A 12,991-nucleotide genomic window follows, 5' to 3' on the forward strand; every position below is an offset into this window, starting at 1 on the left:
AATCCCTGCTGTATTAATCCACCGCCATTTTTTTCTTTGTTTAGGACGCTACTGATATGAAATATCAAATTTGAGGATGGTTTGATAAAATAGCGTTACATTTATTGCTGGGAAGGACGCATTTTTGTTGACCTCAGCGGAAGCGTTGAAATAAAAGGTCCTCGTCCATTTTTATGGTTTCAGACGCTATAAATTATTAACCATAACTTTATTTTTAAATAACGCTAAAGTTTAACTGATAAAGTAATTGTTAAAATCTACTATTAATCAAAGAATAAAGCATATGCGCAAAACTTCATTAAAAAGCGGAATATTCATACCCAGTATTATATTCATCTCTACAGTTTCCTTAATTTCAGTCTTTTTTCCTAAAGTTGCAGAAGAACTGTTAAATACTATTCAGAATTTCATTTTTGTCAATCTAAATTGGATATATGTCTGGTCAGTGACGATCTTCGTGATTTTCCTCATATACCTCATGTTTAGTAAATACGGGACGATAAGGTTAGGAAATAATGACAGCAGGCCGGAGTATTCTTTTTTTTCCTGGATTTCGATGCTATTTGCGGCGGGTATGGGAATTGGGTTGATGTACTTTGGTGTAGCAGAACCCATGCAGCACTACTCATCGGAAGCATTTACATCGAACCAATACATTAGTCGTGTAAAGAATGCACAGGTTTATACCTTTTTTCATTGGGGTATACACGCGTGGGCAATTTATGGGATAATCGGCCTCTCGCTGTCCTACTTTGCTTATCGCTATAAACTGCCGCTTTCGCTACGTAGCGGTTTTTATCCTCTTTTGAAAGAAAAAATTAACGGAAAGTGGGGAAATGCAATTGACGTCTTTGCGCTCTGCAGTACATTTTTTGGAATAACAACGACACTGGGTTTTGGTGTTGTTCAAGTCAATTCAGGATTAGAAATATTGGGTATAGTGCCCGATACCAGTTTCGTTTATCAAGTTTTTATCGTGGGAGCATTGGTGTCTCTTTCGATTTTGTCTGCGGTTACTGGCGTGGATAAAGGAATAAAGATATTAAGTAACATCAATATAGTCGGGGTATCCTGCCTTCTCCTTTTTGTTTTGTTTGCCGGACCAACTGTTTACCTGATTGGTAGTTTTACGGAAGGGATAGGAAATTATATCACCAATTTCTTCAGCCTTACTTTTAATACGCATGTTTACGAAGAGGAGACCCTGCCGTGGTTTTATGATTGGACAATTCTCTATTGGGCATGGTGGATTTCGTGGTCGCCATACGTGGGACTATTCATTGCTAAAATTTCAAAAGGAAGGACAATTCGAGAGTTTATAGGGGCCGTATTAATTATACCAACTGTATTCAACTTTTTTTGGATGACTGTTTTTGGAAACAGTGCAATATGGTTTGACCGGAATGTCGCCAACGGAATGTTAAGTGAGTTAGCTTCTAACCCCGATGCTTTGATGTTTAGGTTTTTGGAGTACCTCCCTTTTTCCACGATAGCAAGCTTTGTGGTAATTATTATTATTATTATATTCTTTGTGACTTCGGCAGATTCGGGGATTTACGTGATGAACAACATAGCTACCAAAAATGCAAAGCACTCTCCAAAATGGCAGATCGCCTTGTGGGGTATATTACTCGCAGTTCTGTCCTTACTGCTATTGAATGCCGGGGGCTTAAATGCTTTACAAAGTATGACGTTGATTACCGCTTTACCATTTTCAATCATCATGCTGTTGTTCATTGTTAGTTTTGTAAAGGCTCTCATCATTGATGGAGCGTACTATGATCGTAATTTTTCCGAATCAGTAATTCCATGGTCTGGTGAATTTTGGAAAGAACGATTAAAGCGTATTGTTTCCTTTAAAGATCGCCCTTCCGTCGAACAGTTCATTCAAACGACGGTACATGATGCCTTTTCAGAGTTGTTAAAAGAGTTTGCCGCGAATGGAATTAATGCAAAGATTAATTCTTATGAAAATCCGAAGAAGATGGAGATCGAAATAGAATATGACAGGGTCAATAATTTTATTTATGGCGTACAAAGTCAGTCAAAACTGGTGTCGGATTACTTACTCGCGGAAGATAACATTCCTGATGTCGATGAAAATAAAACATATTTCCCTAAAGCTTACTTTGGAGATTCACGAGAGGGATACGACATTCAATACTTTACCAAGAATGAGTTGATTTCCGACGTATTGAAACATTATGAGCGATTTTTAGGAATTATATCGGAGGAACGCAACGAAATGTTTATCAGTAGTAATGCACATAAAAAAGTAAAGTAATTCCAGGGAAGTGGGAATAGTTTCAATTGCGTTGTTTAGTAAACGTGTTTTATATCCGATCTGAGCTCAGGCGTTGTCATCTTATGCGTCATAAATGGACGTGCCGAAACTCAGGGTGGGAAGCCCGATCAATGGACGATACTAATGGTTTATGACGCCTTTCATCAGTACTCACGTGGATTCGATGGATTTCTATTTCAATATACTCGGCCATATCATAATGTTTTTTTAAAAACTACACAAAATCTAACGCAATGTGTAATGGTTAAAGCTGTAGAATTGCCAGATTACCTTAAAAAGCAAAAAAGTTGTTTGTCTCCGAGTAGGCTTAACTACCTTCATAACATTGCTGTTTCGCATGCCGGTTAATGTATTCCGAAGGACTTAAACCATACAACTTCTTAAACAGTGTCGAGAAATGTGTCTGATTCGTGAATCCTAGTGCATACGCAACTTGTGAGATATTCATTTTTTTATCCAACAGCAACTTTTCGGCCTGTTTTAAGCGTATGTTTCGTATAAACTCGCTCGTAGATACGCCCGTGAGTGCCTTCACCTTACGGTGTAACTGCACGCGGCTCAATCCAACTTCGTCGGCTAGCAGTTGTACATTGAGACTTGGATTTTCCAAGTATTTATTTACGGCACTGACAATGCGCTGCATAAGTAGTTCATCACTCGATTTAAAAGAGATCGTCTTCACCTTACCTTGCTGTTCCTGTGCACCGGAGTATTTTCCTTTGACAGTCATGCGGTTTTTGATCAAGTTCTCGGCTAGGATCAATAATTCCTCGATGAGAAAGGGTTTGGTGAGATAGGCGTCCGCACCCAAACCGATTCCCTGCATACGGTCTTCGTGGTCTATTTTTGCCGTGAGCAGGACGACAGGAATATGGTTCGTCGCGCTGTTGCTTTTTACCTTTTTAACGAGCGTAAAGCCGTCCATATCGGGCATAGATACATCGGAGATAATCAGATCGGGGAGGTGCGACAACGCGAGCTGAAAGGCATCATTTCCATTACCTGCCGAGATGATTTTATATATACTCTGCAATTCCTGGTTTATATAATGAAGAATATCCTTCTCATCATCAACGACTAACACTTTGAAGTTTGTTTTATGCAGCCTCGCTTTCGCAGCTGTTGTATCTTCCTGCGATAAAATTTGTTTTAGCATCACCGGTTCCACCATGCTGTCTTTCTCTAACTGCAATCGCTCGATTTGTAGTTGTGCTTTTGGCAAATGACGGTTGCCGAGCGGAACTTGTAGCGAGAAGTGGCTTCCTTGTTTGTCGGTGCGGTTTTCGGCTGAAATTTTTCCGCCGTGCTTCTCGATGAGCATCTGCGCTAAGTGTAAACCAATGCCTGATCCCTGTTGTCCACCGGAAATCTGATTATTGCCTTGATAGAAACGTTTGAAAATATTTCGTGTCTCATTTTCGGGGATACCAGCGCCGCTATCGGACACAATTATTTTGGCATAATTGCCCTGTTTCGTGAATAACGAAGTAAGATGGACATCGATCGCTCCTCCGTTCGGCGTGAACTTAAAAGCGTTTGACAACAGGTTGCTAAGTATCTTCTCAAAGCTATTGGAGTCCATCCAAACCGGGATATATTCCATGTCGGAGGCGACTTTAAACGCGATCCCCCGTTCTTGTGCTTGTTGTTCAAATAACTGTGTGCATTGCTGCGTGAAACCGGGGAGATTCGTTTCTTTAAATACTAATTTAAGCTGTCCGGTTTCCAACTTGCGGATATCGAGCAGCTGGTTGACTAGGTTTAAGATGCGAAGTGCATTTCTGCGCATACTTTGTAACGTGTCTTTACTCGTTTTATCCGGTGCTGTCATAATTAGCTTATCGATTGGACTGAGCACCAGTGTGAGGGGGGATCTGATTTCGTGCGAAATGTCGGTAAAAAGTTGAAGTTTATAAGCATGTAGTTTTTCTAGACGACGCTCTCGAAGGTAATGCGCAATCAATGTCAGTATTCCGATGACAATGGCTAGATATAGGAAATAGGCTAATGTGCTGCGGTACCACGGCGGCATAACATGCAATTTAATGATTTTGCTTTCCGAATAAGCGCCATATTTACACGCTCTGATTTCCAGCTCATGGTCCCCTGGTGTGAGGTTATTGTAGGTAATGAGATTTACGCCCGGTAGTGTGGTGTTCCAGGTTTTATTGAACCCCTTCAATCGATACTCATAGTGAATGTTTTCCGGACTATTAAAGTCCATGGTGGACAGCTCGAGCGTAAAGCTATCGTCTTGACTGGCAAATTGAAACTCGCTTGCAGTAGCAAGACCTTGGGTGTAGATCGGTTTTCCTCCCGAAAGATCTCCGGGTTTTATGGATTGATTCCGGAGGTAAAGATTCGTCATTTGGACCGGATGTGTATACTTTGGAGACTGAACCTGCTGAGGGTAGAAGGAGGTGATGCCCTGCTTGCCGCCGTAATATATTTTTCCTTGGAGATCCTGATAATAAACAGAACTGTTGTAAGAGCGGTCAACCAGTCCGTCTCCGGTATAATAATTTACAATTTTGTTTTTGGTTGGGTCGACATAATTAATACCATTGAAGGTGCTACACCATATATTACCCTGTTTATCTTCCGCCAGTCCGGAGATAACATTGCTGGAAAGCCCGTTGTTTGTGGTAATGCTTGCGAGTTCTCGCGTATCTTTTGTTATTTTATGCAGCCCATTATAGGTGCCTACCCAAATATGCTGATTTTTATCCTGTAATAGCGAAAGCACGATTTGTTCAGAGAGCCCCTGGTTTGCCCATTGATCTACGAAAGTATTTTTTTGCGGATCGTAACAACTAATTCCCTTGTGGTGGCCGAGCCATATCCGTCCCTGTTTATCGCAGAGCATGGTGTTAATCCAATCGTTCCCCAACACGCCACCGCCCCCAATGGTATCATCCATGCTGAATTTTTTGAAGGTATCGTTTTGCGGATCATATTCCACGAATCCAGTGCCAAATGTAGATATATAAAGCTTATTGTTTTTTCCGCGTACCATTGCCTTGGTCAGCTGGTTTGAAAAAAGGTTCAGAAAAATAGCTTTTTCGCTTTTCACCTCTATTTTACCGAGCCCTTTATCGTATGATAAAAACCAGATATCGCCATTTTCATTTTCCAGCAACTGTGTTATATTATGTAATTGCGGGTAGGATTGGAGTAGGTTTCCTGTGCTGTCCACCCTAAAAACACCCTTGCCCTCAATACTATACCAGACATGTTTGTCCCGGTCGGTCGTGATCGTTTTTATTTTTTTTGTGTCCGATTCTTCAATCTCTAATATTCGCCAAAATTCAAACTGTTTGCTGGAAGCCGGAATGAAAACCAAACCTCGTTGAAACCAGCCCAACCAGAGATTTTTTTCTCTGTCTTGTAGCACGGTCTTTATTCGCGCATTGCTATAGGTCTTGTCTAGGTTCGATAACTGATCCCGTTTTATTAAGAAAGGTTGTTGCGAGGTGTCCAAATGCCAGACGCCATCATTTTCCGTGCTGATGATAATAGTTCCGTTCCCGATGTCGTGGATTTCGTTGATCCTGGGGGATTTTCCATTAGCAAAGGGTATGGACGAAATGTGTGTTTTTGATTTGTTGATGCGCATAAGGTCGGAGCCTTCACCCAATATAAAATCTCCAGATTCCGTTTCTAGTATGTTGTAAATTTCCCCGTTGGGAATAGGGGGGGCTAATGTGGCTACCCTAAGATCCCGTTTTTTAAGATCGGGCGCAAGACATATCACCCCGACCCGGTCAATTGCCACCCATAGATACTTGTTGCTATCTTCAAATAGTTTACGGCCGTACATACCACCTACAAGTTGGTTGATTTGATCCAGTTGATTGGCTATTTGAGTTGACGGATCAATGGAAAAAATACCCCAACCCGACGTAGCAACCCACAACGAGCCATCGCTACGGGTCAAAATATCGGTGATGTGAGGCGCTATTTGATTCGGGAATCGAATGCGGATAAACTGCTCGCGGGTATCGTCATAATATTGTAGACCATTTGAGCAGCCGATCCACAGCCGCTCGTTAGCGTCTCGATGGATCGTCGTTACATGGTTGCTGGAGATCGAGCTGCTATCTTGTACATCATGGAGATACTGCACAAAACGAACACCGTCAAATTTATTTAAACCATATTCAGTGGCTATCCAGATATATCCGTGTTCATCCTGCGCGATGCTTCTGATGAGGTTCGACGAGAGTTCGCCAAATCCATAATCCCGATGGTCGTAAAGACGTGTGGCTTGGCCACTGGCTGGAACAATGAAATAAAAAAGAAATACACAAAGGGTAGCAAATCTTAACATTGGTTTTTTTGGTTACTTTTTTGAAAGATACATAAACTGTGATTTAGTAACGATCAGGAACTGTTTTTTTTTTACACAAGAAGTGATGAAACGCTGCGAGGTAACAAAAGGAAACGGAAATGAAACAAATTTCACCCTGTATGCAACAGAAAGGAGAGCGAATGTAACAGTTGCCATAAAGGGCACGTGCAGTTAATGTTACCTTTACCTTAGTGGTTTTCCCGAAATGGAAAGCTACGCGTACCATCGTAAACCATTGTTCATATGCAGTATTTTTTTATCGTGTTATCCCTCCTAGTGGGAGTAACTCTACATGCACAAGATGACGAGAAGAGATTTATTTTCGACGAGCCCCAACAAGGAAGTTTGGCGCTGATCGAAAATGGAATACCACTCGCGCTTCAGGTAGATCCGAAAGATGATACGGGCGTTTTACGTGCCGTCGAAAGTTTACAAAAGGATTTCGAAAAAGTGGCGGGAAAACGCGCCAGCACGGTGCCCGGCGCTGCGTCAACTATTTGTATCGGTACGGTAGGACAATCGAGCGTGATTGATGGTTTGTTAGCCAAAGGATTACTCAAACGACAGGATATCGAAGGTAAACGGGAAAAATTTATCATTACGGTCGTAGAGAATCCGGCAGAGGATATAAAATCAGCTTTGGTGATTGCCGGAAGCGACAAACGCGGCACCATTTACGGTATCTACGAGCTTTCGAAACAAATGGGTGTGTCGCCATGGTATTTTTGGGCAGACGTCCCCGTAGAGCGTGCGCCGAATCTATATATTAAGCCCGGTGTCTATACCGAAGGCGAACCAGCTGTTGCGTATCGAGGCATCTTTTTAAATGATGAATATCCAGCGTTGACAAAATGGGCTAACCTCACTTTTGGCGGATATAACAGCCAGTTTTACGAAACGGTTTTCGAATTGATTCTCCGTCTGAAGGGAAATTTTCTTTGGCCAGCGATGTGGGGGAACGCGTTTTACGATGATGACCCGCAAAATGGAGTATTGGCCAATGAAATGGGTATTGTCATGAGTACTTCCCATCACGAACCGATGGCACGTGCGCAGGCGGAATGGAAACGTCATGGTGAGGGTGGTGCGTGGGATTATTCCAAAAACAAAAAAGGTTTGCAAGAATTTTGGCGTAAAGGAATGGAGCGTGCTAAAGATTGGGAAACGGTGGTGACTATTGCTATGCGTGGTGACGGCGATGAACCTATGAGTGAGAAGCAGAACACAAGCTTACTTGAAGATATTGTTGCCGATCAACGCGAGATCATAGCGGATGTCACGGGGGAGGAACCAGCGCATACGCCACAGGTATGGGCTTTATATAAAGAAGTACAGGACTACTATGATAATGGTATGCGGGTACCGGACGATGTAACATTGCTTTTTTGTGACGATAATTGGGGCAACGTACGAAAGTTACCCGAATTGGGAGTCAAACCCCGCAAAGGCGGCTACGGAATGTATTACCATTTCGATTATGTAGGAGGGCCTCGGAATACCAAGTGGCTCAACGTGAGCCAAATATCGCGGGTGTGGGAACAGTTGAACCTGACCTATGCACATGGCGTTGATAAAATATGGGTCGTCAATGTAGGCGATCTGAAACCCATGGAATATCCAATGTCGTTTTTCTTGGATATGGCGTGGAATCCTAAACGGTATAACCCCGCCAATCTGACCTCGCACACCAGAGCGTGGTGCGCGCAGCAGTTCGGTCAGAAGCATGCAAAAGAAGCAGCCCGCTTGATCGAATTGTACACCAAATTCAACCACCGTGTCACACCTGAACTATTAGATCACAAAACATATAGTTTAACAAACTACAACGAATTTGAAACGGTGGTAAAGGAATATCGTACCCTTTTAATTGATGCGATGCGCCTATATAACCAATTGTCAGATACGTATAAAGATACTTTCGATCAATTGGTGTTATTCCCTATTAATGGTATGTCCAATTTGTATGATATGTACTATGCTAAAGCCATGAATGATTTTTATGTCTCCAAGAAGGATTTACGTGCCAATTATTGGGCCGATAAAGTCAAAGAAAGTTTTACGCGTGATTCGTTATTGACTTTGCACTTCAATACGATTTCGGGCGGCAAATGGAAGCACATGATGGATCAGATACGTATCGGATACACAAGCTGGAATAACCCGGACACTAGTATGATGCCAGCAGTCGTTTACATTGATTCCAGCGCGAGGGAAGCGCCGTCGAATATTTTTGTCGAACAAGACGGCTATGTTTCAATCGAGGCCATGAACTTCTTTCACGCAAGTAACTCTTCCAAAGTAAGATGGACAGAAATACCAAATCTCGGTAAAACGGAATCTGCGGTAACGACTTTACCGGTTACGGAAATTTTGGATAAACGGGTATACCTAGAATATAAAATTGATATCTCCACAATCGGAAAAGCGAAGCTACTGATATGGACGTCACCCACCTTGAATTACAACGCCAATAGGGGACTCCGTTACGCGGTTTCCATCAATGGAGGCCAAGAGCAGATCGTGAATATTAACGGTCACTATAAAGGGGAGCTGGGCAAATGGCAGGCTCGCCGGATTATCGAAAGCCAGACGTCACACGATTTTGCTCAACCGGGTGAATATACGATCCGTATAAGGCCGTTAGAACACGGCATTGTGATTCAAAAGGTTGTAATGGATTTTGGAGGATTGCAGCCCTCGTATCTAGGGCCACCACAAAGTGCAAAAAGAAAATAAAAAACCACGTTATAAATGATAAACAACAGATATTCAATCACATGAGTGCAGAAACAAGTCAGGTTAATGAATCACGAGGTTTTTATAAGCTCTCACAAGTACAGCGGATAGGGTTTGGTTCTGGCGATTTAGCGCAGAACCTTATTTATCAGACCGTATCGATGTACCTACTCATTTTTTACACGAATGTTTTTGGTATCTCCGCCACCGCCGCCGGCGTGATGTTTTTGGTCGTGCGAATAGTAGATGTGATTTGGGATCCAATTGTCGGCGCCTTCGTGGACAAACGGAACGCCAAGATGGGGAAATATCGTTCTTACCTAATTTTAGGAGGAATACCGCTCACAGGCTTTGCTATCCTTTGCTTTTGGAATGGATTTTCCGGATCGCTAGCTTACGCTTATGTGACGTATGTCGGGCTTTCGATGCTCTACACGTTAATCAACGTTCCTTACGGCGCGCTGAATGCATCGTTGACGCGCGATACGGATGAAATCACGAAACTGACGTCTACCCGTATGTTTATGGCTAACCTGGGCGGTCTTGCCGTTGGATACGGTGTGCCGATTGTTGTGCAATATTTTTCTCCTGATGGAAGGATTAATTCTCCTGAATCCGGCGACGCGTGGTTTATTACCATGACAATATATGCGCTTGTTGGCTTGTGCCTATTGGTGTTTTGTTATACACAGACCAAGGAACGCGTGGTTATGGATGATAAGGATACGGAAAATGTGAAGGTATCGGACCTTTGGGGCGAATTTAAACATAACGGTCCCTTACGAGTGCTAGCCTTCTTCTTCATTACTGCCTTTGCGATGATGGCCATAGGGAATTCGGCGGGTTCTTACTATATGATATATAATGTACAAGCGCCAGAGATGTTACCCTACTTTATGGCTTTGGGCTCTATCCCTGCGTTCATCTTTATGCCACTGGTGCCGGCTATTAAACGCGCTATCGGAAAAAAGCAGATGTTTTACGGGTTCCTAACTATCGCTATTGCAGGGATGATCATGCTTTATATTATTTCTATTGTCCCCGCTTTGAAAATGCATGTCTGGTTGGTGCTCGTCGCGCAGTTTATTAAATCGACTGGAGTTATTGTCGCTACGGGCTATATGTGGGCGCTCGTGCCGGAAGTGATCTCTTATGGCGAACACGCAACGGGTAAACGTATTTCGGGTATTGTGAATGCGCTGACCGGGATTTTCTATAAGGCAGGAATGGCACTCGGCGGGATTGTTCCTGGGCTCGTACTGGCTTACGTAGGCTTTGATAAGGATAATATTTTGACACAGTCGGCATCCGCCGAGCAAGGGATTTTATGGCTGGTTGCCGTTATTCCGGCGATCTTATTGATCCTGGCGATGTTCATTATTTCCAAGTACAGCCTGGAAGATGACGTTATCGATACCATAAACCACGAAATTGAAGATAGACACAGAAATAAAACATAAAACCTTAAACATGAATGTACTACAAACGATTATTTTATCTGGACTAGCCGTTGCTGTGGGCATGTCCTGTACGTCTGGACAGCCGCAGGGAGAGCAGGTGGATAGCGCAAAAACTTTGAAAGAAGCCTACGCGGATAAGTTTTATGTCGGGACGGCGCTGGATCTCGGTCAGATTAAGGGCCACAATGTTGCAGCACTCGAAGTTGTGCAGCAGCAGTTTAATTCCATTGTCGCCGAGAATTGTATGAAAAGTGAGAATATACAGCCACAAGAAGGCGTGTTCTTCTTTGATGATGCGGACAAATTCGTCGAGTTGGGGGAAAAGAATGGAATGCATATCGTGGGGCATAACTTGATCTGGCACTCGCAAGCCCCCGATTGGTTTTTTGTTGACAAGCACGGTAACGATGTTTCGCGCGAAGTGCTGACCGAACGCATGCGAAACCACATCCACACCATCGTTTCGCGGTACAAAGGGCGTATACATGGCTGGGATGTAGTCAATGAAGCGATACTTGATAATGGCGAATATCGCCCGAGTAAATTCTACGAGATCCTCGGGGAGGATTTTATTCCGCTCGCATTTAAGTTCGCTCACCAGGCGGATCCGGAAGCTGAATTATATTACAATGATTATTCGACGGCCATACCAGCGAAACGGGCGGGTATCGTCCGTTTGACAAAGAAATTACAGGATGATGGTATCCAAATTGATGGCTTAGGTATGCAGGAGCATCACGGACTATCGCACGCGTCCTTGGAGGAAACGGAGAAAACAATAATTGATTTCGCTAATTTGCGAGTTAAGGTGATGGTTACTGAGATGGATATTTCGGTTCTTCCGCATGCCAGCCCGCACGTCGGTGCGGAATTGGCCGATACGGCAGCCTATAACGAATCGTTCGACCCCTATAAAGAGGGACTGCCGGCGGATAAAATGAATGAACTGGGTGCGCGTTATGTCAGCTTTTTTAATTTATACCTAAAGCACCAAGATAAGATTAGCCGGGTAACGTTATGGGGTGTAGGCGATGGGGATTCCTGGAAGAACAATTGGCCGATCGAAGGGCGCACAGATTACCCTTTGCTGTTTGATCGCCACTATCAACCCAAGCCTTTTTTAGTAGACATTCTCGAATTAGCTAATTAATAATGAAAACTATGTATATGAAAACTCCTCGATATTTAGTCCCTAATGACTACATGGCCGATCCTTCAGCACATGTTTTTGAAGGTAAAATTTTTATATATCCTTCCCATGATTGGGAGAGTGGGGTAGCAGAGAATGACAACGGTGATCATTTCAATATGCGCGATTACCATGTTTTCTCGATGGAAGATGCCCAAGCCGAGGCAGTCGACCACGGCGTAGCACTTCGCCTGGAGGATATCCCTTGGGCAGGAAGACAGCTGTGGGATTCGGATGTAGCCTTCAAAGATGGAAAGTATTATTTATACTTCGCCATGAAAGATAAGAACGATATATTCCGTATCGGGGTCGCCGTTAGCGAGCGGCCTGAGGGACCTTTTATTCCACAAGCGCACCCGATGCAAGGAAGCTACAGCATTGATCCTTGTGCCTTTGCGGATGACGGAGCGCACTACCTTTATTTCGGTGGGATATGGGGCGGTCAACTTCAGTTTTATCGGGACAATATGTTGCTTCCTCCTTGCGATTTACCGCATTTCCATGAGACGGGGCTGTCCGCTAAGGTTGCTCGGTTAAAGGATGATATGCTTGAATTTGCCGAGCATCCGCGCGAAGTGCTCCTATTGGATGAAGAAGGGAACCCACTAAAACAGGGCGATACCGACCGCCGATTTTTTGAAGCCGCTTGGGTGCATAAATATAACGGGAAATACTACTTTTCCTATTCCACTGGCGATACGCACTTGTTATGTTACGCGGTCGGCGATAGCCCGTATGGGCCATTTACTTATCAGGGTGTAATCCTGACGCCCGTTGTTGGCTGGACCACACATCATAGTATTCTGGAGTTTAACGGTAAGTGGTTTTTGTTCTATCACGATACGGTGCCCTCGGGCGGAAAAACTTGGTTGCGCAGCATGAAAATGGTCGAGCTGGAGTACGATGAAGACGGAATGATAAAAACCATAGCAGGACAGTAAACATCAAAA

6 protein-coding genes are annotated in these 12,991 nt (G+C 43.5%); 5 read left to right on the plus strand and 1 reads right to left on the minus strand.

Annotated features, from left to right (window positions below; translation table 11 throughout):
* Positions 1–283 precede the first annotated feature (283 nt).
* Positions 284–2,284 (plus strand): BCCT family transporter, encoded by a 2,001-nt coding sequence (locus tag FM107_RS09020; RefSeq protein ID WP_086948190.1) that lies wholly within the window; start codon positions 284–286, stop codon positions 2,282–2,284.
* 328 nt (positions 2,285–2,612) lie between these two features.
* Here FM107_RS09020 and FM107_RS09025 read toward each other — a convergent pair whose 3' ends face one another.
* Entirely contained in the window at positions 2,613–6,635 is a 4,023-nt protein-coding gene (locus FM107_RS09025) for a hybrid sensor histidine kinase/response regulator transcription factor (RefSeq protein WP_086948191.1), read from the minus strand.
* A gap of 264 nt (positions 6,636–6,899) precedes the next feature.
* On the opposite strand from FM107_RS09025, the gene FM107_RS09030 reads away from it, so the two are divergent.
* Genes FM107_RS09030 through FM107_RS09045 form a run of 4 tightly spaced genes read left to right on the plus strand, consistent with a single transcriptional unit; the run spans position 6,900 to position 12,982 of the window.
* Positions 6,900–9,392, plus strand: a complete 2,493-nt coding sequence (locus FM107_RS09030; RefSeq protein ID WP_086948192.1) for a glycosyl hydrolase 115 family protein — start codon at positions 6,900–6,902, stop codon at positions 9,390–9,392.
* 41 nt (positions 9,393–9,433) lie between these two features.
* Entirely contained in the window at positions 9,434–10,852 is a 1,419-nt protein-coding gene (locus FM107_RS09035) for an MFS transporter (RefSeq protein ID WP_086948193.1), read from the plus strand.
* 10 nt (positions 10,853–10,862) lie between these two features.
* Complete coding sequence (locus FM107_RS09040) at positions 10,863–12,002, plus strand: endo-1,4-beta-xylanase (RefSeq protein ID WP_086948201.1); 1,140 nt, start codon at positions 10,863–10,865, stop codon at positions 12,000–12,002.
* 17 nt (positions 12,003–12,019) lie between these two features.
* Positions 12,020–12,982, plus strand: a complete 963-nt coding sequence (locus FM107_RS09045; protein ID WP_086948202.1) for a glycoside hydrolase family 43 protein — start codon at positions 12,020–12,022, stop codon at positions 12,980–12,982.
* Positions 12,983–12,991: the final 9 nt, after the last annotated feature.

It is taken from the genome of Sphingobacterium sp. JB170, assembly GCF_900163865.1.
Lineage (GTDB): Bacteria > Bacteroidota > Bacteroidia > Sphingobacteriales > Sphingobacteriaceae > Sphingobacterium.